Source organism: Mesorhizobium sp. A623, from assembly GCF_054489405.1.
In genome coordinates, this window is the sequence record NZ_JBTMXB010000001.1 from 14,449 (window position 1) to 38,699 (window position 24,251).

28 protein-coding genes and 2 tRNA genes are annotated in these 24,251 nt (G+C 63.3%); 11 read left to right on the forward strand and 19 right to left on the reverse strand.

Annotated elements, in window-relative coordinates; all coding sequences use genetic code 11:
• Nucleotides 1-2: 2 nt before the first annotated feature.
• Both ACX3P1_RS00090 and ACX3P1_RS00095 read right to left on the reverse strand, forming a co-directional pair.
• Nucleotides 3-707 (reverse strand): hypothetical protein, encoded by a 705-nt coding sequence (locus ACX3P1_RS00090; RefSeq protein ID WP_459077499.1) that lies wholly within the window; start codon nucleotides 705-707, stop codon nucleotides 3-5.
• Nucleotides 626-1,093, reverse strand: coding sequence for a hypothetical protein (locus ACX3P1_RS00095; RefSeq protein WP_459077500.1), 468 nt, complete (start codon nucleotides 1,091-1,093; stop codon nucleotides 626-628). The genes ACX3P1_RS00090 and ACX3P1_RS00095 overlap by 82 nt, the downstream gene beginning before the upstream one ends.
• 211 nt (nucleotides 1,094-1,304) lie before the next feature.
• Here ACX3P1_RS00095 and ACX3P1_RS00100 point away from each other — a divergent pair, with 211 nt between their 5' ends.
• Nucleotides 1,305-1,850: a hypothetical protein gene (locus tag ACX3P1_RS00100; RefSeq protein WP_459077501.1), complete on the forward strand. Its 546-nt coding sequence runs from the start codon at nucleotides 1,305-1,307 to the stop codon at nucleotides 1,848-1,850.
• Here ACX3P1_RS00100 and ACX3P1_RS00105 read toward each other — a convergent pair.
• Together ACX3P1_RS00105 and ACX3P1_RS00110 are read right to left on the reverse strand one after the other, a co-directional pair.
• On the reverse strand, nucleotides 1,800-2,003 hold the full coding sequence (locus ACX3P1_RS00105; protein WP_459077502.1) for a hypothetical protein: 204 nt from the start codon (nucleotides 2,001-2,003) through the stop codon (nucleotides 1,800-1,802). The genes ACX3P1_RS00100 and ACX3P1_RS00105 overlap by 51 nt on opposite strands.
• Nucleotides 2,000-2,302 (reverse strand): hypothetical protein, encoded by a 303-nt coding sequence (locus ACX3P1_RS00110; protein WP_459077503.1) that lies wholly within the window; start codon nucleotides 2,300-2,302, stop codon nucleotides 2,000-2,002. Before ACX3P1_RS00110 ends, ACX3P1_RS00105 begins: the two co-directional genes overlap by 4 nt.
• A gap of 122 nt (nucleotides 2,303-2,424) precedes the next feature.
• On the opposite strand from ACX3P1_RS00110, the gene ACX3P1_RS00115 reads away from it, so the two are divergent.
• Together ACX3P1_RS00115 and ACX3P1_RS00120 are read left to right on the forward strand one after the other, a co-directional pair.
• A complete protein-coding gene (locus tag ACX3P1_RS00115; protein ID WP_459077504.1) occupies nucleotides 2,425-2,802 on the forward strand; it encodes a hypothetical protein in 378 nt (125 codons plus the stop codon).
• A 45-nt stretch (nucleotides 2,803-2,847) separates the two neighbouring features.
• Nucleotides 2,848-3,195 (forward strand): hypothetical protein, encoded by a 348-nt coding sequence (locus tag ACX3P1_RS00120; RefSeq protein WP_459077505.1) that lies wholly within the window; start codon nucleotides 2,848-2,850, stop codon nucleotides 3,193-3,195.
• Nucleotides 3,196-3,217: 22 nt separating this feature from the next.
• Here ACX3P1_RS00120 and ACX3P1_RS00125 read toward each other — a convergent pair whose 3' ends face one another.
• The 11 genes from ACX3P1_RS00125 to ACX3P1_RS00175 all read right to left on the reverse strand — a co-directional run bounded on the left by ACX3P1_RS00125 (nucleotide 3,218) and on the right by ACX3P1_RS00175 (nucleotide 10,144).
• Nucleotides 3,218-3,805, reverse strand: coding sequence for a GIY-YIG nuclease family protein (locus ACX3P1_RS00125; protein ID WP_459077506.1), 588 nt, complete (start codon nucleotides 3,803-3,805; stop codon nucleotides 3,218-3,220).
• Nucleotides 3,806-4,301: 496 nt separating this feature from the next.
• Nucleotides 4,302-4,376, reverse strand: a tRNA-Phe gene (locus tag ACX3P1_RS00130).
• Nucleotides 4,377-4,590: 214 nt separating this feature from the next.
• Nucleotides 4,591-4,800, reverse strand: a complete 210-nt coding sequence (gene yacG, locus ACX3P1_RS00135; protein WP_459077507.1) for a DNA gyrase inhibitor YacG — start codon at nucleotides 4,798-4,800, stop codon at nucleotides 4,591-4,593.
• Nucleotides 4,797-5,426, reverse strand: a complete 630-nt coding sequence (locus tag ACX3P1_RS00140) for a Maf-like protein (RefSeq protein ID WP_459077508.1) — start codon at nucleotides 5,424-5,426, stop codon at nucleotides 4,797-4,799. The genes yacG and ACX3P1_RS00140 overlap by 4 nt, the downstream gene beginning before the upstream one ends.
• Before the next feature lie 29 nt (nucleotides 5,427-5,455).
• A complete protein-coding gene (infA, locus tag ACX3P1_RS00145) occupies nucleotides 5,456-5,674 on the reverse strand; it encodes a translation initiation factor IF-1 (RefSeq protein ID WP_459077509.1) in 219 nt (72 codons plus the stop codon).
• Nucleotides 5,675-5,764: 90 nt separating this feature from the next.
• Nucleotides 5,765-6,172 carry an arsenate-mycothiol transferase ArsC gene (locus ACX3P1_RS00150; protein ID WP_459077510.1) on the reverse strand — a complete coding sequence of 136 codons (408 nt, stop codon included), beginning with the start codon at nucleotides 6,170-6,172 and terminating at the stop codon, nucleotides 5,765-5,767.
• Between the two features lie 46 nt (nucleotides 6,173-6,218).
• Nucleotides 6,219-6,704: a UPF0262 family protein gene (locus ACX3P1_RS00155; protein WP_459077511.1), complete on the reverse strand. Its 486-nt coding sequence runs from the start codon at nucleotides 6,702-6,704 to the stop codon at nucleotides 6,219-6,221.
• A gap of 6 nt (nucleotides 6,705-6,710) precedes the next feature.
• Entirely contained in the window at nucleotides 6,711-8,003 is a 1,293-nt protein-coding gene (hisD, locus tag ACX3P1_RS00160) for a histidinol dehydrogenase (RefSeq protein ID WP_459077512.1), read from the reverse strand.
• Nucleotides 8,004-8,011: 8 nt separating this feature from the next.
• Nucleotides 8,012-8,446 carry a DUF2948 family protein gene (locus ACX3P1_RS00165; RefSeq protein WP_459077513.1) on the reverse strand — a complete coding sequence of 145 codons (435 nt, stop codon included), beginning with the start codon at nucleotides 8,444-8,446 and terminating at the stop codon, nucleotides 8,012-8,014.
• A gap of 77 nt (nucleotides 8,447-8,523) precedes the next feature.
• Nucleotides 8,524-9,813, reverse strand: coding sequence for a UDP-N-acetylglucosamine 1-carboxyvinyltransferase (murA, locus tag ACX3P1_RS00170; protein WP_459077514.1), 1,290 nt, complete (start codon nucleotides 9,811-9,813; stop codon nucleotides 8,524-8,526).
• 139 nt (nucleotides 9,814-9,952) lie between these two features.
• On the reverse strand, nucleotides 9,953-10,144 hold the full coding sequence (locus ACX3P1_RS00175) for a hypothetical protein (protein ID WP_459077515.1): 192 nt from the start codon (nucleotides 10,142-10,144) through the stop codon (nucleotides 9,953-9,955).
• Nucleotides 10,145-10,280: 136 nt separating this feature from the next.
• Between ACX3P1_RS00175 and ACX3P1_RS00180 the strand changes: the two genes are divergently transcribed.
• Nucleotides 10,281-10,355: transfer RNA gene (locus ACX3P1_RS00180), tRNA-Thr, on the forward strand.
• Between the two features lie 174 nt (nucleotides 10,356-10,529).
• Complete coding sequence (locus tag ACX3P1_RS00185; RefSeq protein ID WP_459077516.1) at nucleotides 10,530-11,846, forward strand: NAD(P)H-dependent oxidoreductase; 1,317 nt, start codon at nucleotides 10,530-10,532, stop codon at nucleotides 11,844-11,846.
• A 5-nt stretch (nucleotides 11,847-11,851) separates the two neighbouring features.
• Here the strand turns inward: ACX3P1_RS00185 and proC are convergent, their stop codons facing one another.
• From proC to ACX3P1_RS00200, 3 genes are read right to left on the reverse strand one after another with little or no spacing between them, the layout of a single operon-like run.
• Nucleotides 11,852-12,667 (reverse strand): pyrroline-5-carboxylate reductase, encoded by an 816-nt coding sequence (gene proC / locus ACX3P1_RS00190; protein WP_459077517.1) that lies wholly within the window; start codon nucleotides 12,665-12,667, stop codon nucleotides 11,852-11,854.
• A 32-nt stretch (nucleotides 12,668-12,699) separates the two neighbouring features.
• Complete coding sequence (locus ACX3P1_RS00195) at nucleotides 12,700-14,022, reverse strand: O-antigen ligase family protein (RefSeq protein WP_459077518.1); 1,323 nt, start codon at nucleotides 14,020-14,022, stop codon at nucleotides 12,700-12,702.
• On the reverse strand, nucleotides 13,991-14,989 hold the full coding sequence (locus ACX3P1_RS00200; RefSeq protein WP_459077519.1) for a glycosyltransferase family 2 protein: 999 nt from the start codon (nucleotides 14,987-14,989) through the stop codon (nucleotides 13,991-13,993). Before ACX3P1_RS00200 ends, ACX3P1_RS00195 begins: the two co-directional genes overlap by 32 nt.
• 168 nt (nucleotides 14,990-15,157) lie before the next feature.
• On the opposite strand from ACX3P1_RS00200, the gene ACX3P1_RS00205 reads away from it, so the two are divergent.
• Genes ACX3P1_RS00205 through ACX3P1_RS00215 form a run of 3 tightly spaced genes read left to right on the forward strand, consistent with a single transcriptional unit; the run spans nucleotide 15,158 to nucleotide 18,059 of the window.
• Complete coding sequence (locus ACX3P1_RS00205) at nucleotides 15,158-16,330, forward strand: glycosyltransferase (protein ID WP_459077520.1); 1,173 nt, start codon at nucleotides 15,158-15,160, stop codon at nucleotides 16,328-16,330.
• Entirely contained in the window at nucleotides 16,327-17,136 is an 810-nt protein-coding gene (locus ACX3P1_RS00210; protein WP_459077521.1) for a WecB/TagA/CpsF family glycosyltransferase, read from the forward strand. Before ACX3P1_RS00205 ends, ACX3P1_RS00210 begins: the two co-directional genes overlap by 4 nt.
• On the forward strand, nucleotides 17,133-18,059 hold the full coding sequence (locus ACX3P1_RS00215) for a DUF6492 family protein (RefSeq protein WP_459077522.1): 927 nt from the start codon (nucleotides 17,133-17,135) through the stop codon (nucleotides 18,057-18,059). The genes ACX3P1_RS00210 and ACX3P1_RS00215 overlap by 4 nt, the downstream gene beginning before the upstream one ends.
• Here ACX3P1_RS00215 and ACX3P1_RS00220 read toward each other — a convergent pair.
• Complete coding sequence (locus ACX3P1_RS00220) at nucleotides 18,056-19,351, reverse strand: lipopolysaccharide biosynthesis protein (protein ID WP_459077523.1); 1,296 nt, start codon at nucleotides 19,349-19,351, stop codon at nucleotides 18,056-18,058. The genes ACX3P1_RS00215 and ACX3P1_RS00220 overlap by 4 nt on opposite strands.
• Nucleotides 19,352-19,524: 173 nt before the next feature.
• On the opposite strand from ACX3P1_RS00220, the gene ACX3P1_RS00225 reads away from it, so the two are divergent.
• From ACX3P1_RS00225 to ACX3P1_RS00235, 3 genes are all read left to right on the forward strand, one after another.
• Complete coding sequence (locus tag ACX3P1_RS00225) at nucleotides 19,525-22,086, forward strand: GumC family protein (RefSeq protein WP_459077524.1); 2,562 nt, start codon at nucleotides 19,525-19,527, stop codon at nucleotides 22,084-22,086.
• A gap of 244 nt (nucleotides 22,087-22,330) precedes the next feature.
• The gene (locus tag ACX3P1_RS00230) at nucleotides 22,331-23,230 is read left to right on the forward strand and encodes a bifunctional methylenetetrahydrofolate dehydrogenase/methenyltetrahydrofolate cyclohydrolase (protein ID WP_459077525.1); all 900 of its coding nucleotides are present in this window, start codon (nucleotides 22,331-22,333) and stop codon (nucleotides 23,228-23,230) included.
• 117 nt (nucleotides 23,231-23,347) lie between these two features.
• On the forward strand, nucleotides 23,348-24,250 hold the full coding sequence (locus ACX3P1_RS00235; RefSeq protein ID WP_459077898.1) for a GlxA family transcriptional regulator: 903 nt from the start codon (nucleotides 23,348-23,350) through the stop codon (nucleotides 24,248-24,250).
• Nucleotide 24,251 lies beyond the last annotated feature (1 nt).

Consider the following 24,251-nt stretch of genomic DNA (forward strand, 5'->3'; position numbering starts at 1 on the left):
GTTCAGGTAGCACGGCTAAGTCTCCCCATTGCCAACGACCTCAACGCTTCGACCTGCGCCACCGTCGGCTGAATCCGCCAGCCGCCGTATTCATGCGCAATGCGCTCGACGAGATATTCGTCACAGCCCGCCGCGCACATTGCATCCTTCTTGTCGACGAGACCGCCGTGCCTGATCTCAAGCCACTCGATACAGAGACGGTCGTTGTCGGAGAGCTTGTCGTCGCCGTGGAGTACGTTGTCCTTGCCGTATACCGCGGTCCCTCCGTGCATGGCTGCATGCCAAGCCGCCCGCCAAGGCGACGTGGTCTCGAGCAACAACGACATGTCCGCCGCGAAGACGAGCCAGAGATGCTCGTCACGGTTAAGGAACGCCGGGAACCCGGCTTCCATCCGCTCGATCCGGATCGCCGTCGCGGCATCGCGCAGCCGATCCAGCTTGTCCGCAGGGATGATGCGCGACCCCCGCGTTTCGGGCTTGAATCCATATTGATATGAAGTCTGACGCGCCGTGCCGATAAGGTCTGCAATGCGCTGTGAATCCCAGCCCTTGCGCTTCAGGAAAGCAACGAGGGCGACATAGTGATCCCGGATTTCCTGATGCGACGAAACCCGACGTTTCGGATTCAGGTCGCCGAATGCGGCGGCGAAATCCCAAGCCGGGATCTGTTTCCACCGGAGCATTTGGTCTCGTGATAGATCAAGCATTTTGGGTTCCTCCTTGGAGCTTGCGGTAGTGATCCGTCGTTCTCGTCTTCTTCATCGGCCAGCCGAAGTCCCTCTGCATACACGTCTGCGAGTTCTTGTTTGACGGCCGGATGTTCGAGATATTTTTCCATCGCTTCCTCGATGACCGGAGCCAAGCTCTTGTCTTCGAACCCGGCGTTGAGATGGGTTTTATAAAGGGAGCCGCCGTAGTCGCCGAATTCGACGGCGGATTTTGCCGTGAAATACCTATCCACATCACCGTCGTCGTCGAGGATTTCGACGGTGCAAAGCAGCCACCCCATCTCGAACGATTTCTCGTCCTCGACAAATTGCATCTCGAAATCCGAGACCCTTATCCTTTCGGCTTCAACGATAAATTCTTCCATTTCACTTTCCTCATTTCGGCAGCCCGCGCATCCGATACAAAAAAGATTTGCCGTAATGTCGAACATTACAAGAGTGAAATCGAAAATAATTCGAAAGTTGCAAAGTGCACTTTACACTTTGCAAGGAAACCGAGGTATCCGTTAACAAATTCTCTTTGAGAATTTGTCGCTTGCACATGGTTAACTGATCGTTGTCGGCATCTAAACCCGCATGCGGAGGCGAACCATGCAACAAATAAGTTACATTCTGGAATCGGCGGCAAAATTTCTTTCTGGCATTCTGACCGCGATCCACGCCGTCATCTCGGCCATATGCCGATTCCTTGGCCTCACGCCGCCGCCTCCACCGACGCCACCGCGCCCGTCGACGACGGCCGAAGACGTCCGCGACGAATACCGGGATGCTCATGACCGGGAGGTTTCAAACGACCACGCATTCGCGTCCAATGTCGGTATGACCGTCTACCAGTTCGCGAACGCGCTCGACCCCGCCGTTCGCGGTGCCATCGACCTCGAAGGTCTGTCGCCGAGTCAGATCGACTGGCTGCTTGGCCTGTCGGAAGCCGACCTGCAGAAACTCGTAACCGCTGGCCCCAAGGCATGCGAACTTGCCGCAACCGGAAAGCGTTCCGGTGTCGTCGGACTCCCGACGCCACAAACAGAAACGGCCCCCGCAATTGAGGGGCCGCATCCAGTTCGAAATCTTTTACTCGAGCGAATCCGTGCCAATGTAGCACGCGAGAAGCTCCGCGCGTAAGGTGTCCGTTTTCCGGGCATTAGCATCCATCACTTTCGCCGTCGCTGCCATGACCTGGCGACGGCGGCGAATGATATGGTCCCGGATGGCTTTTTCCGCCTCCGGGATTTCTTTGATCAGGTCGCCGAATCCTTCAAGGATGTCGTCGCTCATGCCGCTTTCATCCTGTCGATGTAGCCCTGACGCTGAGCCAGGGCGCGACGGAGCTTCGCGTTTTCGGCCTGACTTGCGGCCAGATCACGGACAGCTCGCCGAGCGATGATCCCGAGTTCTTCGGCGTTGCCGAGGGCGTGGGATACGGCAGCGTCATATGCAGCTTGTTCACGGGCTTCCCGTGCGGCGCGGCCGCCTTCGATGGCGTGCATGGCACCCGTATAGAGGACGGCACCGATGCCGACTCCGAGAGCCGTGGCCTGAAGTCCTACCGCCGTTCCGATGTCCATCCTGCGCATGAGTGCCTCCTGTCGTTGCGGCAACTCTCACATGACAGGATCCAAGATAGATCTAAAGGTCCCGATCGAATTGAATCGGTCGGCGGTTTTCGTGGCGGATGCCGCGTGATAGGATTCCATTCATGGACCGCTTGACCGACGACGAACGTCCGCATTTCGACTGCTGGCTTCAAGGACTCGCCGACGGCGACGAACGGTTGCTGGACCTGCTTGAGGTCTCGCTCGGTCGGATCGCGGCCGGTCATCTGAGGGAGACGCTCGATGAACGCGGTGGTTCCATGAAATTGGGGGATCTCCCGGCATCGAAGCCGATAGCGGGGATGTCCGAGATAATCACTGGATGGCTCAAGTCGGCGGTCGATGCCGATAACGAATGGCTTCGCGACGTCGATGCCGAGCGCAGACCTGCGCGGTTGATGGCGTGCCAGTCCTATCAAGATTTCATAGACGAAGCGTTCTTCGACTTAGACAATCGCGCATGGTCGCTGCCTGGTCGATAGGAATTTGTTCTTTCTTTGTTCTCGTGATTCGGGTATGAGTCCGGCATGGAAAAAGACATCGGCCTCCTATTGAAATGGCGGCAAACGTGGCCCGAAAAGGACGCTGATTACGTGACTGAATCCACCACGTATCACGGGAGCATCGGCCGCATTTATCGGATCGAAGAAAACCATGGACCAATGGGCGGCAAGTGGTTTTGGGCGTTCAACGCGTTCGGACCCGAGATTTCGCGGAACATCGGCGAACTGACTGGCCATGCAGATAGCCCTCGAGAAGCGGCAAGAGAGGTCGAGCGGTCCTGGTTTGCGGCGATAGAAGGGAGCAGCCTCGATGTCCCGTCGGTGCCAGCGAAGTCGGGGAATGCGTATGCGGCGGCGAAGGGACGGGAGTGAGTAAGTGAAAGGCGAAGGCGTGTCAGTCTGATTCAGTCAATGCTGCCAACGCATCGAGTGTCCTGATCTCCAAACCGCTGCTGCCGATAGCTGCGTCCAACTTCTTCGCCGCTACAGAAAAATGGATGCGGAAGAATTCGCGGTCGTTCCGGAGGCGAAAGTCGGCGAGTTCTGCATGGACTAGTTTTTCCGCGGCATGCGGATGCGAAACGCGCCAGCACCTGCGGACGCCAAACGGCACCGCAACCCCGGTGGCACCGTTTATTTCCTGCGCCCGCTGCTCCACCGTGCGGGTCGTCATTCCTATCTTCAGCAGGTCAGAAAACTCGCGGATGGACAGGGCATAAATCCACCCTGCGCCTGGCTCGTCGACAATCCGCGACTTGCCCAGGAAGACGGACAGGCAGCGTCGGAGGGGTAGCCGAAGTAGATTTGAACGGGCATTCCAGAAAGAATCGGGATCCTGTTCCTTGACGGCATTCCGGAACGCGGTGATCTGCTGTGCCGTGACGGCGCTGATGCGCCGTGAGGGATATCCCAACTGCCGGGCGACCGTAAACCAGTCCCACTGGTCCTCCTTTACCACACGGTTGAACAGTCCCTTGACCACGCTTGCGGCTTCGAGGAGTTCACAAGATATGACTTCAAGATGGCGACGTCGAATGTTGCACGCCGATGTGCTGTGATCTTCCTACGGCGGAGACGGAGCCGTGGAGATTGCGCAGGGTTTGGCGATGGCACGATCCTGCACCAAAGCACCTCACGAGGATGGTCTCATTCGAAGCGGTCGATGTGAACAGGGATCCTGTAGGGCACCATGGCATCGACGGCGGAGACGCCGCTGGGCCTTCGGGCCTGCCGAGAGGCGAGCTCGGCCTCCTCATGCGCCTCCACTCGGAGGCAAAGTAGCCGCCTTGGCGGTGAAGAGATTGGGGATGGCATCCCGCTCGGCGGCTGATTTGGGTCAAGATTGTTGACCGTCGTAGCTATAGCTATTCGAATTCGAAAAGGCATGAAAAAGGTACCGAGGCATAAAAGATATTGGTAGTTAAGGAGAGTTAACTTCCGTCAGAGCCTATGAGCCGTTGATCTCCTTGGAGGTTTTATGGTGCCCAGGGGCGGAATCGAACCACCGACACGCGGATTTTCAGTCCGCTGCTCTACCCCTGAGCTACCTGGGCCTGCCATTGGCGGATGTGTGGGGAAGTCGTCACGTCCGGCCTTTCAAAAGGCGCGGCGGCACCCTGAAAGCGCGAGGGTTATAGCACGAGAATCCGGCCTGTCCAGCGTCCGAAACGGATTTAAGTCGCGGTGTAGAGAAGTTGGAAACGATGGCATTTATCGCTGCCGGCGAAGTCGCCCCACCACCGTGCCGGTGGATAAATATCGCGCTGTTCAGCCCTGATCCGGCGTGCCGCTATCCACCTCGTCTTCATCGTCGCGAGCCGGGATGACATAGACGCCCTTGAGCCAGCGGTTGAGGTCGACATTCTTGCAGCGCGTCGAACAGAACGGATAGGTTTCCCGCGCTGACGGCTTGCCGCATTCGGGGCAGGGGCGTTTTGGGCGCAGCGGCGTCACCGTAGCGCCTTTGTCGGAATTCATGACCGCTCCCCGGACGGCCAGTTCAGCCGCACGTTGAACCCTTCGCCGGCAAGCAGCGCGGCCGTTTCGTAAAGAGGCAGGCCGACCACATTGCTGTAGGAACCCGCAAGCTTGATGACGAACGAGCCGGCGAGCCCCTGCACGGCGTAGCCGCCGGCCTTGCCGCGCCATTCGCCGCTGGCCAGGTAGCTCTGGATCTCGTCGCGCGGCAGCCGCTTGAAGCGCACGCGCGTTTCGACCAGCCGTTGCCGAAGCTTTCCCGCGGGCGTAATCACGCAGACGCCCGTATAGACCCTGTGCGCCCGGCCCGACAGCAATTGCAGGCAGTCGGAGGCCTGGTCGTCCGTCTCGGCTTTCGGCAGGATGCGGCGACCGACGGCAACCACCGTATCGGCAGCCAGCACGAAGGCCGGCGCGTGGCCGGCATCCCTGGCTAGCGCCGCCAGCGCTTTCTCCGCCTTTTCCCTCGACAGCCGCTTGGCCAGCGAGCGCGGATGCTCGGCGCGCAGCGGCGTCTCGTCGATATCGGCCGGAAATATCCGGTCCGGCTCGATGCCGGCCTGCTGCAGCAATTCGATGCGGCGAGGCGACCCCGAGGCCAGCACAAGCGTCTGCACACTACTCATCGTATTTTCCAGCCGGCCCCTGCGGGCGCTTACTTGAAACGATAGGTGATGCGGCCCTTGGTCAGGTCGTAGGGCGTCATCTCGACCAGCACCTTGTCGCCGGTGAGAACGCGGATGCGGTTCTTGCGCATGCGGCCGGCGGTATGGGCGATGATTTCATGGTCGTTTTCGAGTTTTACCCGGAACATCGCGTTGGGCAGCAATTCCGAGACAACACCCGGAAACTCGAGGACTTCTTCCTTCGGCATTCGATACCTTTGCTTGGATTGTATTCCGGCGCTCGACCGGGAATTCGGCCGGAACCTATATGATAATCCTCGATTTGTGAACACGCTTAATCAGGAGGCGTTTTCCGCGTCAAACGGAGCGAAGCGCCGGCCGATCCGGGCCTTCAGGCGCTCGCGGACATCGCGGTAGCCGGCCATGATCTGATCGCGGGTTCCGGTAATGGTGGTCGGGTCCGCCGTCGGCCAGTATTCGACTTCCACGGCCAGCGACCGCGTCAGTTCCAGGGCGGCGTGATGGGCTTCGGGCGAAAGCGTTACGATGAGGTCGAAATAGTCGTCCTCGAGATCGTCCAGCGTCCTTGGGTGCCGCTCGCCGAGCGACAGGCCGTCTTCGGCAAGCACGGCATCGACAAAGGGATCGCGCTCGCCGGCGCGAACGCCGGCGGAAGCCACGAACACCGCGGGCGGCAGCATGGAGCGCGCCAGAAGCTCGGCCATGGGCGAGCGCACCGCGTTCATGCCGCACATGAACAGGATGGAACGGGGGTGAGCGCCGGCAACCAGGTCAGCCTCGCCAATGCAGCACGCAGACCAGCGTGAACAGACGGCGCGCCGTGTCGAAATCGATGTCGATCTTGCCGGAAAGCCGGTCCTTCAGCGCCTGCGAGCCTTCGTTGTGCAATCCGCGCCGGCCCATGTCGATGGCCTCGATATGGCTTGGCGTGGAGGAGCGGATGGCGTCGTAATAGCTTTCGCAGATCAGATAGTAGTCCTTGACGATGCGCCGCAGCGGGGTCAGCGACAGGATATGGGTGACGACCTCGCCGCCATCCTCGCGCGAAACCGCGAAAACCAGACGCCGCTCCACCAGCGACAGTTTTAGCCGGTATGGCCCGTCGCCTTCGTCGCTCACCGGCCGAAAGCTGTTCTCCTCGATCAGGTCGAAGATCGCCACCGCTCGTTCATGCTCGATGTCCGGGGTCGAACGGCTGATGGTCTCGTCGAGTTCGACGTCGATCAGTTTCGCACGATCTGAAGCCTTGTCCGCCATTGGCGCCTACATGTTCAACCGTATGGCGACCGAGCGGCCATGGGCGTCGAGGCCTTCCGCCCTGGCGAGCGCGATTGCGGCTGGTCCAAGCGAGCGCAGCTGGTCCGGACCGAGCTTCAGGATGGAGGTGCGCTTGACGAAATCGAGCACCGACAGGCCCGATGAGAAGCGGGCCGAGCGCGCCGTCGGCAAGACGTGGTTGGAACCGCCGACATAGTCGCCGATGACTTCCGGCGTATGACGGCCAAGGAACACGGCGCCGGCATTGCGCAGCCGCGAGAGGAAGCTTTCCGCTTCGTCGATGGCGAGTTCGACATGCTCGGCGGCGATGCGGTTGGCCAGCGGCAGTGCGTCCTCGAGCGTTTCGACCAGGATGATTGCGCCGAAATCGCGCCAGCTTGACGCTGCCGTCTCGGAGCGGGAAAGCTTTGGCAACTGCCGTTCCACGGCCCGCTCCACTTCCGCGCCGAAAGCGGGGTCGTCCGTGATGAGGATCGACTGCGCGCCCGTGTCATGTTCGGCCTGCGCCAGAAGGTCGGCCGCGATCCAGTCCGGCTCGTTGTCGCCGTCGGCGATCACCAGCACTTCCGACGGCCCCGCGATCATGTCGATGCCGACGGTGCCGAACACCTGCCGCTTGGCCGCCGCGACATAGGCGTTACCGGGGCCGACGATCTTGGCCACCGGCCGGATCGTTTCGGTGCCATGGGCAAGGGCGGCGATGGCCTGCGCGCCACCGACCCGGTAAATCTCCGAGATGCCGGCCAGATCGGCCGCCACCAGCACCAGTGGGTTGATGACGCCGCCGGGGGCCGGAACCACCATGACGATGCGCTCGACACCTGCGACAAGTGCGGGCATTGCGTTCATCAGCACCGAGCTTGGATAGCTGGCGGTGCCGCCCGGCACGTAAAGCCCGACCGCCTCGATCGCCGTCCAGCGTGAACCGAGTTCGACGCCGATCGGATCGACATAACGGTCGTCCTGCGGCATCTGGCGCTTGTGATGGGCATGGATGCGGTCGCGCGCGAATTTCAGCGCCTCGACCGTTGCCGGATCGGCGTCGTTATAGGCCTGCGCGATAGCGTCTTGCGAGACGGCAATGCCAAGGCTTGCGAGATCGGCACGGTCGAACTTGTGCGTATAATCGATCAGTGCTGCGTCGCCCTCGACCCGCACCCGCGCGATGATGGCGCGCACGGCAGCGTCGACATCCGCCGACACCTCGCGCTTGGTGGTGAGAAAGGCGGAAAAGCGCTGTTCGAAATCGGCATCCGTCTGGCGAAGGGTAATGGCCATCGGCTTACTCAGTTTCCATGCGCTGGTCGCGATGCCGCTTCCCAGGCGCTGCCAAGGTCGGCCAGCCGCGCCTCGATGCACTCGACCTCGAGCATGATCGCGCTGTCGCCGGCAAAGATCAGTTCGACGATGCCCGCCGGGCCGCTTAGCGGGACAAAACTGATCGCCAGCAGCGACAATATCTCCGCCGGCTTGTCGCGCGAAATCCCGCTCAGCTTGGCGCCGAGAACCCGGTCGAAATGCAGGACACTTTGCCGCCGCTCGTTATGCTGGCGCAAGAAACTGGTTTTCTTTTCCCAGGCGAAGCGGTTCATGGGCAAGACGAACCGCTTGGCGGCCGGCATATACTCGAGTTCGCCCACCTTCATCACCGCGTCCTGAACGCAGGCCGAGATGATGCCGAGATCCTGATCGTCGAGCGCGATGAGCTTGAGAGCGTCCATGCGTATTTCGCACCTGCGAAGGTTTAGCCGTCGGCCTTTTGTTAGGCGGTCTTATCCCGCAGCGCAACCGTGGCGCATCAGCTTGAAATCCGCTCGATGACCGCGCCGCAGCCGGAAAGCTTCTCTTCCAGCCGCTCGAAGCCGCGATCCAAGTGGTAGACGCGGTTGACCGTCGTTTCGCCTTCCGCCGCCAGACCGGCGATGACCAGCGACACCGAGGCGCGCAGGTCGGTCGCCATCACGGGCGCGCCTTTCAGCGTCGACACGCCTTCCACCATCGCCGTCTGGCCCGAAAGCGTGATGCGCGCGCCAAGCCGGGCCAGTTCCTGCACATGCATGAAGCGGTTCTCGAAAATCGTCTCGGTGATGCGCGATTTGCCCTTAGCCATGGTCATCAGGCCCATGAACTGCGCCTGCAGATCGGTCGGAAAGCCGGGAAACGGCTCGGTGGTGACGTCGACCGGCGAGATGCCCGCGCCATTGCGGCGCACGCGGATGCCGGCATTGGTCGGCGTGATCTCGGCGCCGGTCTGGGCGATCACATCGAGCGCGTTCTGCAACAGATCGGGCCGCGCGCCTTCGAGCAATACGTCGCCGCCGGTCATGGCCACCGCCATGGCATAGGTGCCGGTTTCGATGCGGTCCGGAATGACGCGCACGCGCGCCCCTGACAGCGATTCGACGCCGTCGATGTGGATGGTAGGCGTGCCCGCGCCGGAAATCTTCGCGCCCATGGCGTTCAGGCATTCGGCCAGATTGACCACTTCCGGCTCGCAGGCGGCGTTTTCGAGCACGGTTTCGCCGCGCGCCAGCGACGCCGCCATCATCAGCACATGCGTCGCGCCGACGGAAACCTTCGGGAAGACGTAGCGGTTGCCCTTCAGCCTGTTTTTGGCCTTGGCCAGCACATAGCCGTTTTCCACGTCGATCTCGGCGCCCAGCGCCTGCAGGCCGTCGATGAACAGATCGACCGGCCTTGTGCCGATGGCGCAGCCACCGGGGAGCGAAACCTTCGCCTCGCCCATGCGCGCCAGAAGCGGCCCCACCACCCAGAACGAAGCGCGCATCTTCGACACCAGTTCGTAAGGGGCGGTCGTGTCGACGATGTTGCGGGCCGAAAAATTGATGGTGCGCGAATAGCCTTCCTGCTGCTTCTCGCGGCGGCCATTGACCGAATAGTCGACGCCGTGATTGCCTAGGATGCGGGTAAGCTGCTCGACATCGGCCAGATGCGGCACGTTTTCCAGCGTCAGCGTGTCGTCGGTCAAGAGCGAGGCGATCATCAGCGGCAGGGCGGCGTTTTTCGCGCCCGAAATCGGAATGGTGCCGGCAAGCTGGTTGCCGCCGACGATTCTGATGCGATCCATGAAGAAGTATCCTTCCGGCCAGGAAGCCGGTTTCAATCGGTTGAGGTTGGTCCGTCTAGACTATTGGCGGGCTTGGTTCAAGAAATAGGATTGCGAAACGCTCTCATAGATCGGGCTTGCCCCAAAGGGTCGCCGGCCTTCAGTCTTTGTTTTCACGCGCGGCCTTTCCGGGCACCGAGGCTGGCAGCCCTTCCGGCCTCGAATCGGCCTGTCCTGTGCGGCGCGAGCGCGATTGCGCCTTGCGTTTCTGCAGATTGGCGCGCAGGGCCTCGGCCAGCCGCGCCTTGCGCCGCACTGCTGCATCGCTGGATTCGCCTTCTTTTCCGCTCATGATTCTGTCCCCGGATACCGGTTCCCAGCCATAGCCGCGAATATGGCGTGCGCATGTCCGGTAAATGTGCGACGGAAGATTACACACATAACTTGCGCTTACGGAAGTGATGTGGCAGAAGCGCCGCGTTCGAGATGCTGCCGTAGCTCAGTGGTAGAGCACTCCCTTGGTAAGGGAGAGGTCGGGAGTTCAATCCTCCCTGGCAGCACCATTCCTTTTCCGAAGCGGCGGGCGTTCGGCTCGCGGACACCAGGCCGCCAGAGCATCGGACCGAAGAGCGGGCACCGGTTTTCGGATTATCCCGATGCTCAATCAAAGTGGTAGAGCGTCCTTTGTGCATCCGAAAGGACGCACGGCGCTCTAGCAGAATGTCGCGGATGTCGTCATGACCAATGTCGCCCTCACCGGGCTTGCCCGCGATCTCGCCCGGCGTGCCGAAGAAAACCGCCCCATACGCATTGGCGTCATCGGCTCCGGCGAGATGGGCACCGATCTGGTGACGCAGGGCATGCTGATGCCGGGCATCTCGGTCTGCGCGGTTTCGACGCGGCGCCCACATACGGCACATGAGGCAATCCGCATCGCCTATGGCGACGACGCCATGGCGCGCGAGGCCGATACGGCATCCAGGGTTACCGAGGCGATCGAGGCGGGCCGGATCGCCATCACCTCCAACGAGATGCTGGTCACCAATCCGCTGATCGACGTGGTCATCGACGCCACCGGCAAGCCGGGCGTTGCCGCCGACTTCTGCCTGTCGGCGATGGAGCACGGCAAGCATGTGGTCATGATGAACGTCGAGGCGGACGTCACCATCGGCTGCCTGTTGAAACAGGAAGCCGACCGGCTGGGCGTCGTCTATTCGGTCGGCGCGGGCGACGAGCCGTCGTCTTGCATGGAACTGATCGAGTTCGCCACCGCGCTCGGCTACACCATCGTCTCCGCCGGCAAGGGCAAGAACAACCCGCTGAACCACGACGCGGTGCCCGACGACTACCGCGAGGAAGCGATCCGCCGCAACATGAACCCGCGCATGCTGGTCGAATTCGTCGACGGCTCGAAAACCATGGTCGAGATGTGCGCCATCGCCAACGCCACCGGCCTGGTGCCCGACGTGCCCGGCATGCATGGCCCCAAGGCCGACCGCGATGACCTCGCCAAAGTCCTGATACCGCGCGAGGACGGCGGCATCCTGCTCAAGAAGGGGGTGGTGGACTATACGGTCGGCAAGGGCGTCGCGCCGGGCGTGTTCGTCATCGTTGAGGCGACGCATCCGCGCATCATCGAGCGCATGGACGATCTGCATATCGGCCACGGCCCCTATTACAGCTTCTTCCGGCCCTATCACCTGACCTCGCTGGAGGTGCCGCTGACGGCGGCGCGCATCATGCTCTACGGCAGGCCCGACATGGTGCCGCTGCCGCGCCCGGTCGCCGAAGTCTGCGCCGTCGCCAAGCGCGACCTGGCCGCCGGCGAGACCTTCGATGCCATCGGCGAGACCTGCTATCGCTCGTGGACGATGACCGTCGGCGACGCACGCGGCCACAAGGCCATCCCGGTCGGCCTGCTCGAAGGCGGCAAGGTGCTGAAGCCGGTGAAGAAGGGCGAACTTCTCACCACCGACAACGCCGCCGCCGACCCGACGACGCGCCTGTTCGCCCTGCGCCAGCGCCAGGACGAAATGCTGTACGGGAAAGCCTGAAACCGCTATTTTCCGAGTTCGATCGACCTGAGCCGTGCGGCCTCGACCGCTTCGGTCACGAGGTTCGTCAGCCGGTCTTGGCCCATCAGAACGCCAAGGGCTGCCGCGGTGGTGCCGTTCGGGCTGGTGACCTGCTGGCGCAGCGTGCCTGGCTCTTCATGGCTCTCGGCAGCTAGCGAAGCCGCGCCATAGACGGTCTGTATGGCCAGAAGTTTTGCCGTCTCGTCAGGAAGGCCGGCTTTTTTCGCCGCCGCCGTCAGCGCTTCAATGAAGTGAAAGACATAGGCCGGGCCGGAGCCGGACACCGCCGTCACCGCATCCATCAGGCCCTCGTCGGTAATGGTCGCGACCTGGCCGCTGGCCGAAAGCAGGTCGGCAACCACCCGCTTCATCTCGTCGGATACGAGCGCATTGGAATAGAGCACCATCATGCCCTTGCCGATGGCGGCCGGCGTGTTGGGCATGCAGCGCATGATCGGCGCCTGGCTGCCAAGCACCTCCTCGAAAGTGGCGACCGGCGTTCCCGCCGCGATGCTGACGAAGGTGGTGCGGCCATCTCCGAAGCGCGCATAGGCTTGTGTTACTTCGCGAATGACCTGCGGCTTGACCGCGATCACCGCCAGTTGCGGCACCGCGTCGGCTGGAATGTCGACCGCATCGGCGCCGGTGTGGCAGCCCAGCGCTTCGGCCCGCTTGCGCAGGTCGGCGTTCGGCTCCGCCACGATTGTCTCGCCCGGCTTCAGCTTGCCCGAGTTTATCCAGCCCGCGAGCATGGCGTAACCCATATTGCCGCAGCCGGCGAGAACGAGCCTGATCGTCATTGGAAGCCTCCCGAAAACCGTTCCTTACCGGTTCATCCCGCCGCGTGGAAGGCCCGAACCGGAATTGGCCGCCGCGAAACCTGCCGCAGGCCGAACGCCGCCAGGATGAACAACATCCAGACCGGGTCGGCGCGATGAAAGAAGAACGTTTCCAGGAAGGCGTTGAGGGCGGTGAACAGCACCACCATCATGAAAAAATCGCCGAGCCAGACGTTTTCCTTGCGAAGCGGGATGCGCATGTAATCGCGCATGGGCGCAAAGATGAACGTGTAAGCGGCCACGCACAAAGCGGGGATGCCCATCAACACCGCTATGTCGAGATAGCCGTTATGGCCATGGACGATGTTGCGCACGTCCCAGGCGCGGTCGAAAGGCTGTTCCTGGCCCAGCAGCAGCGGCGTGCCCCAGAAACTGTCATAGCCGTATCCCGTCCAGGGCCTCTGCGCCAGCATGTCGCCGGCGAACCGCCAGATCGTGGTGCGCCCGGTATAGGTGACATCGGGAAAATACAGCGCCGCGAGATGCGCCACCGGCGGCAGGAAGACGATGCCGAGCGTGGCGACGGCCGTTGCGATGATGGCCATGGCGAACAATATCGGCGTGCCGAGCCGCATGCCGGCGATGCCGGGCGCCATGACGATCAGGATCGAGAACGGCACCAGCACGAAGGTGGTCTTGGAGCCGGTATGGGCAATAAAGAAGGCCGCCGCGCAGAAGATGACGATGCCGCTCAAGCGCCTCCCGCGCCGGTAGAGATAAAGCCCGGCGAAGGTGAAGCAGGCCATGACCGGTGCGGCGATGTTCTTATGCGTGAAGACGCCGCGCCACAGGCCGGCCTGGTCCGGTTCGCTGGAATTTGCCGTATGCAATGCCGCGTTGGGAAAGGCGAAAAGCCCGAAATAGGACAGGCCTATGACCCCCACCGCGGCGAAGACGAGCACCGTCGAGAACGCTTCCGCGTCACGCGGTAACGCCAGCACGGTTGCCATGGCCAGCATGCCGATCAGCGTGAAGGATGCTGCGCGCAGGGCCGCGAACGGGTCGGTGGCCATGAGGATGGAAAGCACGAAAAAGGCCAGCACCATCAGCCAGGATGGGCTGAGCAGCGAACGCACCACGCGCGGCTCCGCCAGCGTTGCCAGCGAAAAGATCGAGAGCGCGCCAAGGGCGCCGAACCCGATCTGGTTCACGATATCAGAGCCGTCGACGCCGGTGCCGTCGGGGTAGAAGGGTCGGAATGAAACAAGCACGACGGTGAGTAACACCGCCGCGATGGCGGTCGAGACGCCATCGCGCGTGAAGGCGGCGCTCAGCGGCGCGGGTTCAGTTCTTTTCAGGCTGTCGATATTGCTCATTGGCATATCCGAATTCGGCCAGAACGCGACCAAGCGCAACATGGACCGGATAAAGCGCCGTCCGGGCGGACCTCATTCGCACCAGCCGGAAAAGCCCGCGAAACGGCGAGGCGGCAAGCAGGGCCAGGCTCTTCAGCAACACTCTGGTCCGGCCAAGCGGCGTGCCCGCGCGCTTCTTCTTTTCAACCAGCGTCGAGATGACGCCATTGCGCAGGCTTCGTGCGCGCAGCCAGTCGGCCTCGACGCGGCGGGCGGGCACGATCTCTTGCGTACTGGCCTCGGCGCACCAGCCAAGGACAAACCCCTTTTGCGCCGCGCGGCTGAGAAAATCCGAATCGCCGCCGCCCATGAAGTTGAATTTCAGGTCGAGGAAGGGCGGCCCCATGGCCAGCAGCACGGGACGCGAAACCAGCAGGTTGCCGGACGAATACAGCGCCGGCACAAGCCCGGTTTCGCGGTAGGGCGGCGCGAATACCGGGTGCGTAGCCCACACTTCATGGGCAGGCTCGGCAAATAGGGGCACCTGCGGCCCGCCGACAATGTCGGCCGGCAGCGTTTCGGCCGCCCGGCATAGCCGCTCGAGCCAGCGCGGATCGGCGATTTCGTCGTCGTCTATGACCAGCAGGTGCCTGAAATTCGGGAAATGCGTGAGCGCGCTCTGCCAGCCGGCATTGTAGGCGCTGCAATTGCCGCGCTGGTGCGCGACGATGACCATGCCGGCAATGGCTCCGCTCTCGAACAGGGGCAGCGCCGCCCTTGCGCCCTCCTGCGCCTCGGCTTCGTTTTCGATCAGGATTACAGCGAAGCGACGGGCTGTTTGCTGGCCGCGCAACGATTCCAGCGTGGCCACGACCTGCTTTGGCCGCTTGAAGGTCGGCAGCGTAACGACCGCCTCGACCGCTTCAGCAGCAAGTCCGGGCGATCGGCCGAAAATCGACACCGAGGCGTCGGAAGGAAAAGCATTCATGTCCGTCAAGCCGAATGATCTGGCGTGGTGGTAGCACCGCCGCGATAATGTTTCGTTAATCATCTTCACCTGCGAATGATGAAAATTTGCGCGATCCAGAGGGCAAAACCTCGCTTTTAAGGGGAGATTCACCCAGCTTTGCTATTGGCTGCCTTCAGGATAGGCCCGATGCATCTGCTTTTTGCCACATCGATCGTGCCGGACGGCGCTCTCGCCTCAGGCTACGAGATTGCCAATGCGGCAATCATCGACGCGCTCCGCCGGGCCGGCGCGCGCGTTACCGTCATGGGCTTCACCTGGCCGGGCAAGCCCGCCCTCGATCCGCAAAACACCATTGTGTTGGGTGCGCTGGACGTACGCACCGACAGCGCTTCGCCCATGCAAAAGCTGGAATGGGTAGCAAAAGCGCTCGCATCGGGGCGTACTTTCGCATCGGCCAAGCTGCGCATCGTTTCGGCGCAAGCGGTCCGCGCGGCCATTGCGAAAGCCGGCCCGTTCGACGGCTATGTGCTGAATTCGGTGCAGTTCGCCGGCGCCTTCGAGGAAGCCCTTGTCGGCCTGCCATCGATTTTCGTCGCCCACAATGTCGAGCACCAGGCGGCTTTGGACAATGCCGCAGCCGCAAACAGCCTGCCGGAGCGCCTGCTTTTTCGCCGCGAGGCAAGGCTGCTGAAGCGGATGGAAGAGCGGCTTTGCAGAGAGGCCCGCTTCGTCTTCACGCTGGCCGAGGAAGACCGCGTCGCACTCGGCGTTGCCTCCGACGACCGCTCCGCCGTGCTGCCGCTGACGACGCGCGCGACCGTCCCGGTGAAGGCCCCGCGCCGGATCGAATGCGACGCGGCGCTGATCGGCACATGGACATGGCAGCCCAACCGCATCGGCCTCGACTGGTTCCTCAGCCGCGTCGTGCCGCACCTGCGGCCGGACTTCCGCGTCCGCATCGCCGGCAGCGTCCCGTCCGGCATCAAGTCCCCGCACCCCGGCGTCGGCTTTGTCGGGCGCGTGCCGGACGCGCAGGCTTTTGTCCGTTCGGGCGCGGTCGTCCCGCTCATCAGTACATCCGGCAGCGGCGTGCAGTTGAAGACCATCGAAACCTTCGAGCTTGGCCTTCCCAGCGTCGCCACCGCCCGCTCGCTGCGCGGCATCGGCTACCGCCCGCAAAATTGCGTCGTCACCGACGATCCGGCCGCCTTCGCAAGCGCGCTTGAGGCCGCAGCGGCAGGCGCGGTTTCCGATTGCGACGGCGCATCCTTCCATCGCCATCAACTGAATGCCCTCGACGCCGCGATCGAGCGCGGCCTGCGGGCTATCGGCCCCGTCCGGCGGCCGGCCTTCGCATGAACATGGATGCCGCCCATACCATTTTCGGTTCCCGCATATGCAGAAGGGTTCTCGGCATTCAGGTAGCCGGCGCCGGCTGGGGCGAGGCCATCGACCGGTTGACGGGCTTGCTTCGCGACCGGAAGTTTACCAAAGTCACGTTCCTGAACGCGCACAATGCGAACATCGCCGTGACCGATCCGGCCTTCGCGCATGCGCTCGACGATTTCCTGGTCCTGCCGGATGGCGTCGGCATCGATATTGCCTCGAAGCTTCTCTACGGCTCGTCGTTTCCAGCCAACCTGAACGGCACCGATTTCATCCCGGCCTTGCTGCAAGCGGCGGCCTCGCCGCTGACCGTGGCGCTGCTCGGCGCCTCTCCCGACATCGCCGACGCGGCGGCGGCAAGGCTCGCCGCAATGGCGCCGCGCCACCGCATCGTGGTCATCGGTGACGGCTATTTCCCGGCCGAAGAGGAGCCGGCTATCCTTGGCCGCATCGCGAGCCTTCGCCCGGATATCCTGCTCGTGGCCATGGGTGTGCCGCGGCAGGAATTATGGATCGCCCGCCACATCGACGCGCGCCATTGCACGCTGCCCATCGCGGTCGGCGCGCTTTTCGATTTCCTGAGCGGCAGCGTGCCGCGCGCACCGCTGTGGCTGCGCCGCGTCCGGCTTGAATGGCTTTTCCGGCTGATTGTCGAACCCCGCCGCCTGTGGCGGCGCTACCTCATCGGCAACCCGGTCTTCCTGTGGCGCGTGCTGCGGCAGAAATTCTTGGGGCTTCCTGCCTCAGTGGGGGGAAATTCCCTGGGGGGCAAGCGGTGAGCAGCCGGTTCGCGGCGGGCGATGCCGCCGACCCTGTCCCGTACACGCCGGCGGCATCCACGGCTATCGTGACGCCCAGCTATGCTGCGGATTTCGAGCGCTGCCGGCTGCTTTGCGAAACACTCGACCGCCATGTGACGGGCTTCGCGCACCACTATATTCTGGTTGAACGCCGGGACATGGGGCTGTTTCGCCAACTGGCCGGCGCGCGCCGCACAGTCATTGACGAGCGCGACCTGCTGCCGGGCTGGCTGCGCCCCTTCGACGACCCGGCAAGCCTGTTTCGCCGCCGCATATGGCTAAGCTTCAGGACCAAACCGCTGCGCGGCTGGCATGTGCAACAGTTGCGCCGCATCGCCATCTCCGCGCATGTGCCGCAGGACGTATTGGTGTTTTGCGATTCCGACGTTGTGTTCCTGAAGCCGTTCGATTGCGGTGCGTTCCATCGCGACGGCAAGGTCCGCCTGTTTCGCCGCGACGACACGATGGCAAGCGAGACCCGCTACGACCATCGCCTGTGGTCGCGCAATGCCGGCCGCGCGCTTGGCATCGCTAGCCCGGCGGTCTCGCCGCACGATTATATCTCGACGCTGATCGCCTGGCGGCGCGAAACGATGACGGCGATGTGCAAGCGGATCGAGGCGCAGCACGGCCGCAGCTGGATCGAGGTGCTGGGGGCGAGCCGGAAATTTTCCGAATGCATGGTCTATGGCCGCTATGTCGACGAGGTGCTGCAGGGAGCGGATCATTTCCACGGCGCGGAGGAATTCTGCCGGGTGCACTGGTTCGGGCAGGCTTTATCCGACACCGAGTTTTGCGCGCTCGTCGCTTCGATGCAGCCGGAGCAGGTGGCCATAGGCGTGCAATCCTTCCTGGGCGTCGATCCAGACCGCATCCGGCGGCTGATCGCACACGCCGCCTAGACCGGCTTCGGCGGCTGGCGCATGGCCGAATAGGTAAGCAGGGCCGACGCCAGATAAAGCAGCAGGAACACCAGGTTGAGCGACAGCACCAGGTCGGACATCGCCTCGAACCTTGTCAGCACATAGGTCAGGAGGACCGCCTTTGCGCCGGCCAGCAGGCCGAGATTGAGCGCCCGCACCAGCGTCTGGCCGCGCGCGAAAAGCAGTTCCGCCTGGTATTCGACGAGGTTGCGCAAGCCCGGGACGAAGAGCGCCAGCAGGACGAGCGGCGCGGCCTCGGCAACGTTGCGGCCAAGCGCTGCCGGGAAGAAATGCAGCACCACGCCCAGCGCCAGCAGCCCGAGCGTCGAGACGAGGAATACGCCGCCTTCGATGCCGCAGCGGACGGCAAGCCGCGTCAGCAGCATCGGCGCGCGCATCAGCTTCTGCACCAGCATCATCGAGAAGGTGCGGATCGGAATGGCCGTCAGGTCGACCAGCCGCATGATGATGGCATAGAGCCCGGCAAGCTGCGGCCCGCCGATCGCCAGGACGAGCAGCTTGTCGAATTCCATTTGCAGGTAGAACAGCACTTCGGCGCAGGCGACATAAACCGAATCGGCAAGCCGACGCCAGTAGAGCGCGGGCCGCAGCCTGAGCCGCTGGCGTGGATAAAACAGGCCAAAGGCAAGCACAAGCGAGGCCGCGTTCGTGCCGATGTAAAACCACGACCATGTCGCCAGCGTATGCTGTGCCGCAAACATGAAAAGCACCGCCGCCGCTGCCTTGAGCATGGCCGTCAGGATCGACAGCAGCGCTGCCTTGCCGAATTTGCCAAGACCGTTGTTGACGATCATCGCCACCTCGACCGGCCGCCACAACAGCGCTTCGGCAAAGACGACAGCCGCGAATACCGGCAGCGCCATGCTGGCCGCGAAGAAGAGCCGATAGATGCCGTAAGCGGCGGCAATCAGCAGCGGAATCGACAGGACGGCCAACAGGGCGAAGCCTGCCGTGAAGGTTCCGATCAGCCTGGGGCGCTTGGTGGCGGTGCGGTACAGCGCCGATATAAAACCAAAGGCGAGCAGGCGCGACAGCATCACGCCGGCAGCGGAAGCCGTAGCGAACAGGCCGAATTCCGCAATGGAAAGCGTGTTGGCCAGCGCGACGAAATAGACGAGCGAGAAGACCAGCCGCCCGCCAGCCCCGCTGATGGCCGAAAGATAGTCGCGCACAAGCCCCCGCCGCGCGGCTACAACGTTTGCGAGCCGGGCGATACTGCGCTTTTCGGTGATGTCGCGGGCCTGCGTCATGGTTCGAAAGCAGCATAGGCGACAAAGTTTAACGTGCCGTTTTCCGCACAGAATCGTCTGACGAAGCCCTCAAACGCGCTCCAAAATTAACGTTTTGTTTTCCATGTCTGTTTAGCGTGGTTTAACGCATGGGCGTGCCGTTCGCGCGCCGCTGAAGGTAAAGCCTCAAAACCATGTTCGAGAGGGAAAACCGCGAAGACAAAAGCCGCTTGCGCTCGCTGCTTTCGCTCGGCCAGCAAGCGCCTGAACGACCGGCTGTCCGCCCATCCATCTCGCTTCTTTCTGTCGCCGACGACGTGCGGCCGTCCGGGCGGGAGGATGCCGCCGCCCGTCATCGGCTGGCGAGAGCGGAACGCGAAGCGCAATCCGAGCACGTAGCACCTCCCCCACCCATCATGGACGAAGCGCTGCCGCCGTTTGAGCCTGCCGAAACCGTCCCGGCTTTCGCGCAGGCCGACAGGCGGCCCCCCGACCGTGAGGGGGACGACCAGCGCTGGAAGCCGCTCATCGATCCAATCAAGGTTTTCGGCGGCATCGCGCGCTCGAAAAAGCTGATCGTGGCGGCGACGCTGGCCGGCGCCCTGCTCGGCGTAGCCATCGCTGTGACGACGCCGAAGAAGTATGAGGCGACGACCGAACTGATCGCCGATCCGCGCGACCTGCAGATCACCGACCACGACCTGACGCAATCGGGCATCGCCTCGGATACCACGCTGGCCATCGTGGAAAACCAGGTGCGCGTGCTCACCTCCGGCACCGTGCTCAACCAGGTTGCCGACAAGCTCAATCTTGACGACGACCCGGAATTCAATGGCCAGAGCGAGGGCTTTCCGGGCGTGATGGCGATGATCCGTTCGGTGCTGTCGCGCGACGATGCGCCGGCCGGCAACGACGAAGCGCGCCGCCGCGCCATCGTCGTGGACAATCTGGCCAAGGATCTGTCGGTCGAGCGCGGCAGCAAGACCTTCGTCATCAGCATCGGCGTAACCACGAAGCAGGGCGAGAAATCGGCGCTCATCGCCAATACGATGGCCGATGTCTTCTTGCAGACCTACGGCAAGATGCAGTCGGATACGGCCGGCCGCGCCACGGGCGAATTGACCGGGCGGCTCGATGAATTGCGCGCGGCTGTCGAAGCCGCTGAACGCAAGGTCGAAACCTTCAAGGCCGAGCACGATCTGATCGACGCGCAGGGACGCCTCATTTCCGACGACGAACTGGTAAAGCTCAACGACCAGCTCACCGTCGCGCGCGCGAAAACGCTGGAGCTGAACGCCAAGGCCGCCTCTGCCCGGTCGGTCGATGTCGATGCCGTGCTCGGCGGTACGCTGCCCGAGGCGGTCGCTTCGGACGCCATGAACGATTTGCGCGCGCAATATGCCAAGCTCCGGCAGGAAGCCGACCGCGCCGATGTGCGGCTCGGCCCCCGGCATCCCGAGCGGCTGGCGCTGGACGCCCAGTTGACGGGCGCGCGCGACCGTATCGCGGGAGAGTTGCGGCGCATCGCCTCGTCGCTACAGACCGAACTGAAGCGGGCCGTGCAGATGGAGCAGGAATTGTCGTCCCGGCTGGCGCAGTTGAAGGTGCGCAGCGGCGATGTCAACGCCGATCTCGTCACCGCGCGCGAACTGGAGCGCGACGCCAACGCCAAGCGCGCCGTGTACGAGGCGTTCCTGCTGCGCGCCAAGCAGACCGGCGAGCAGAAAGACATCAACACCGCCAATATCAGCGTCATTTCCAAGGCTTTTCCGCCGCTGGAGCCGACAGGCCCTTCCCGCGCCTTGACGGCCCTTGCCGGCCTGCTGCTCGGCTTTGCCTCCGGTATCGGCCTTGGCGCCATGCGTGGGGCCTATGACAGCCTTCGCGAAACCGCCGACGATCGTTCACGACAGGGCCAGCCGGCCCCGCGCCGCACGCCCGACCGCGCCGCATTCGCTCCGCCGCCGCGTGAGCCGCTGCCGTTCCACGAGCCAGTGGTGGCCGAAGCTGCCCCGCTGCCGTCGCCGGTGCGACAAAACCCGATCGAAACCTTGCGCTCGGCCATCACGCGGGCTTTGCAGCGCAAAGCGCCCGGCCCGGACGAAAGCCCTGAAGAGGTCTACGAAGAGACCGACCGATATTTCGAGGAAGAGGAGCCGGGCGAATTCGACGACGCGCCCGTATTTGCACCCGACGACACCATGCAGCCCGCGGAGAGCACCATGTATCCCGTCTATCCCGATCCGAACGCGCCTTATGCGCCGCAACAGCCGGCGATGGGTTTTTCGCAGCCCCAGTTCCAGCAGGGCGCCTATGCGCAGCAAGCCTATCCGCAAGCTCCGCACCCCTATCCGGTCGCGCCGCACATGATGCCGCAACAGGCGGCACCTTATCCTGCCCCGCAGATGCAGCCCCAGCCCTATGCGCCGCCGCAGCAGGTCTATGCGCAACCGCAGCCTTATCTTTACGTTCAGGCGCCGCAGCAGATGGCTTATCCGCCGCAGCCACAGGCTTGGCAGGTGCCGTCTTATGCGCCGCCACCGGCCTATCCTTACGCGCCGCCGATGCCGCAGCATCAGGCCGCGCCCTATGCGCAGCCGCAGGCGTTCAGCCAGCCGCGCGCGCCCGAAATGCAGACCATGCAGCCCTTTGCCGAGGAGCCGACGCCGATCGAGGAAATCCGCGCCTCCTTGCGTGAGTTCCGCGATGCCGTGCGCGACCTGGCCGACAGCCGCTCCCGCCGTCGCTATTTCTGAAAACCAGCGGCAGAGTAGGCTGAACCGATAGGTCCTGCGTCGGAATAATCGCGCCGGTTTCGAGTTTACGGCATGGCGCGGCGCATTGGCGGGATTGCGCCGGCCCCTTTCCATGAAATGCTGGCCATACAGGATGCTTTTTGCCGAACAGGCACAGGGCGCTGCAAATTGTCCATTTGCACTCGATGCCGCGGAAGGGTACCCCCGACATTCCGCAGGGTGCCCCGAAGCAACAAGGTTGAGCATGGCCGAACTGATCGATGGAAAAAGCGTCGCCGCCGACGTGGTGAGCAAGGTAACGGCCATGACGGCCGAACTCGTTGGCAAGCATGGGACACAACCCGGCCTTGCCGTGGTGATCGTTGGCGAAGACCCTGCCAGCCAGGTCTATGTCGCGTCCAAGTCCCGCACCGCCAAGGCCTGCGGTTTCTTGTCGGTGCAGCACACCTTGCCGGCGGATACGGCGGAAGTGGAACTGCTGTCGATCATCGGCGATCTCAACGCCGATGCCGCCATTCACGGCATTCTGGTGCAGTTGCCGCTGCCGGCGCATATCGACGCGGGCAAGGTCATCCAGGCGATCGCGCCGGAAAAGGACGTCGACGGGTTCCATTTCATCAATGTCGGCAAGGTCGGCACGGGCGAACTGGAAACGGCCTTCGTGCCCTGCACGCCGGCAGGCTCCATGTTGCTCATCGAGCGGGTGCGCGGCAAGGACCTGTCCGGCCTGAACGCCGTCGTCCTCGGCCGCTCCAACATCGTCGGCAAGCCCATGGCGAGCCTTCTGCTTGCCGCCAATTGCACCGTCACCATCGCCCATAGCCGCACGCGGGACCTGCCGGCGCTGGCCCGCACCGCCGATATCCTGGTTGCCGCCGTCGGCCGGCCGGAGATGGTCAAGGGCGACTGGGTAAAGCCCGGCGCTACCGTCATCGACGTCGGCATCAACAGGATTGCGGCACCCCAGAAGGGCGAGGGCAAGACCCGCCTTGTCGGCGATGTCGCCTTCGCGGAGGCGGACAAGGTCGCCGGCGCGATCACGCCGGTTCCGGGCGGTGTCGGCCCGATGACCATTGCAATGCTGATGGCCAATACGCTGGTTTCCGCCTATCTTGCCACCGGGCTGAAACGTCCGTCCTTCTGATCGCCTTGGAAAGTATGCGCCTTGCCGACAGTTCCTGTTTCCATCGAACGGCCGGTATCGAGCGATTCTGCGACGGACGGACGCCAGTTCGCATTCCTGCTGGTCGACAGGTTTCCGATGTTTTCGCTGGCCGCGGCGATCGATGTGTGCCGGTCGGCCAACCGGCTGCTTGGCCGGGATTTCTATAGCTGGACCACGGTTTCGGCCGATGGCGAGGCGGTTACGGCCTCGAACGGCCTGCCGATCAAGATCGACTATTCGGTGGCGGACATGCCGCATGCGGACATCCTGTTCGTCGCGGTCGGCCTCAGCACGGAGTTTCCCGGAAAGAGCAAGGTGCTGGGCGCGCTGCGCAGTTGGGGCAGGCGCGGCGGCGCGCTGGGCGCGCTGTCCATCGGCTCCTATTTGCTGGCGGAAGCAGGCCAACTGGACGGCCACCGGTGCACCATCCATTGGGAAAACCGCGCCGGCTTCATCGAGCGGTTTCCCGACATCGCCTGTACCGGCCACGTCTTCGAAATCGACCGCAAGCGCTATACCTGCGCCGGAGGCACCACGTCGATCGACCTGATGCTGGAGATCGTGCGGGCCGATCTCGGTTCCAACATCGCCAATGGCGTCGCCAACCAGTTCCAGCACGAGCGCATCCGTTCCGCCGCCGACCGCCAGCGCGTCGGCCCGGAACGTGACCTGACGGGAAAATCCGAAAAGCTGCGCCGCATCGTCGAACTCATGGCCGATCATCTCGACGAGCCGCTCTCGGCGGTGCAGATGGCCAAATCGGCCGGCCTTTCGGTGCGGCAGGTGGAGCGCCTGTTCCTGCGCCATCTGTCGGTGACGCCCGGCCGCTACTACATGCGCCTGCGGCTGGAGCGCGCGCGCGAATTGCTGCGCCAGACCAACATGCCGATCCTCGACGTGGCGATTGCGACGGGGTTCACCTCGCATTCCTATTTCGCCCAGAGCTACCGGCTGCAATTCGCCCGCCCGCCCTCGGAAGAGCGGCGCACGACCTACTGAT

What these genes read in the sequence shown, in the direction of transcription:
- ACX3P1_RS00205 (WP_459077520.1), top strand. Translation starts at nt 15,158, where the DNA reads ATGCATCTGCTTTTTGCCACATCGATCGTGCCGGACGGCGCTCTCGCC.
- ACX3P1_RS00235 (WP_459077898.1), top strand. Translation starts at nt 23,348, where the DNA reads ATGTTTTCGCTGGCCGCGGCGATCGATGTGTGCCGGTCGGCCAACCGG.
- ACX3P1_RS00120 (WP_459077505.1), top strand. Translation starts at nt 2,848, where the DNA reads ATGGAAAAAGACATCGGCCTCCTATTGAAATGGCGGCAAACGTGGCCC.
- ACX3P1_RS00110 (WP_459077503.1), bottom strand. Translation starts at nt 2,302, where the DNA reads ATGCGCAGGATGGACATCGGAACGGCGGTAGGACTTCAGGCCACGGCT.
- ACX3P1_RS00095 (WP_459077500.1), bottom strand. Translation starts at nt 1,093, where the DNA reads ATGGAAGAATTTATCGTTGAAGCCGAAAGGATAAGGGTCTCGGATTTC.
- infA (WP_459077509.1), bottom strand. Translation starts at nt 5,674, where the DNA reads ATGCCGAAGGAAGAAGTCCTCGAGTTTCCGGGTGTTGTCTCGGAATTG.
- hisD (WP_459077512.1), bottom strand. Translation starts at nt 8,003, where the DNA reads ATGGCCATTACCCTTCGCCAGACGGATGCCGATTTCGAACAGCGCTTT.
- ACX3P1_RS00175 (WP_459077515.1), bottom strand. Translation starts at nt 10,144, where the DNA reads ATGAGCGGAAAAGAAGGCGAATCCAGCGATGCAGCAGTGCGGCGCAAG.
- yacG (WP_459077507.1), bottom strand. Translation starts at nt 4,800, where the DNA reads ATGAATTCCGACAAAGGCGCTACGGTGACGCCGCTGCGCCCAAAACGC.
- ACX3P1_RS00225 (WP_459077524.1), top strand. Translation starts at nt 19,525, where the DNA reads ATGTTCGAGAGGGAAAACCGCGAAGACAAAAGCCGCTTGCGCTCGCTG.
- proC (WP_459077517.1), bottom strand. Translation starts at nt 12,667, where the DNA reads ATGACGATCAGGCTCGTTCTCGCCGGCTGCGGCAATATGGGTTACGCC.
- ACX3P1_RS00210 (WP_459077521.1), top strand. Translation starts at nt 16,327, where the DNA reads ATGAACATGGATGCCGCCCATACCATTTTCGGTTCCCGCATATGCAGA.
- ACX3P1_RS00140 (WP_459077508.1), bottom strand. Translation starts at nt 5,426, where the DNA reads ATGAGTAGTGTGCAGACGCTTGTGCTGGCCTCGGGGTCGCCTCGCCGC.
- murA (WP_459077514.1), bottom strand. Translation starts at nt 9,813, where the DNA reads ATGGATCGCATCAGAATCGTCGGCGGCAACCAGCTTGCCGGCACCATT.
- ACX3P1_RS00150 (WP_459077510.1), bottom strand. Translation starts at nt 6,172, where the DNA reads ATGAACGCGGTGCGCTCGCCCATGGCCGAGCTTCTGGCGCGCTCCATG.
- ACX3P1_RS00115 (WP_459077504.1), top strand. Translation starts at nt 2,425, where the DNA reads ATGGACCGCTTGACCGACGACGAACGTCCGCATTTCGACTGCTGGCTT.
- ACX3P1_RS00185 (WP_459077516.1), top strand. Translation starts at nt 10,530, where the DNA reads ATGACCAATGTCGCCCTCACCGGGCTTGCCCGCGATCTCGCCCGGCGT.
- ACX3P1_RS00230 (WP_459077525.1), top strand. Translation starts at nt 22,331, where the DNA reads ATGGCCGAACTGATCGATGGAAAAAGCGTCGCCGCCGACGTGGTGAGC.
- ACX3P1_RS00105 (WP_459077502.1), bottom strand. Translation starts at nt 2,003, where the DNA reads ATGAGCGACGACATCCTTGAAGGATTCGGCGACCTGATCAAAGAAATC.
- ACX3P1_RS00195 (WP_459077518.1), bottom strand. Translation starts at nt 14,022, where the DNA reads ATGAGCAATATCGACAGCCTGAAAAGAACTGAACCCGCGCCGCTGAGC.
- ACX3P1_RS00090 (WP_459077499.1), bottom strand. Translation starts at nt 707, where the DNA reads ATGCTTGATCTATCACGAGACCAAATGCTCCGGTGGAAACAGATCCCG.
- ACX3P1_RS00200 (WP_459077519.1), bottom strand. Translation starts at nt 14,989, where the DNA reads ATGAATGCTTTTCCTTCCGACGCCTCGGTGTCGATTTTCGGCCGATCG.
- ACX3P1_RS00155 (WP_459077511.1), bottom strand. Translation starts at nt 6,704, where the DNA reads ATGGCGGACAAGGCTTCAGATCGTGCGAAACTGATCGACGTCGAACTC.
- ACX3P1_RS00220 (WP_459077523.1), bottom strand. Translation starts at nt 19,351, where the DNA reads ATGACGCAGGCCCGCGACATCACCGAAAAGCGCAGTATCGCCCGGCTC.
- ACX3P1_RS00165 (WP_459077513.1), bottom strand. Translation starts at nt 8,446, where the DNA reads ATGGACGCTCTCAAGCTCATCGCGCTCGACGATCAGGATCTCGGCATC.
- ACX3P1_RS00100 (WP_459077501.1), top strand. Translation starts at nt 1,305, where the DNA reads ATGCGGAGGCGAACCATGCAACAAATAAGTTACATTCTGGAATCGGCG.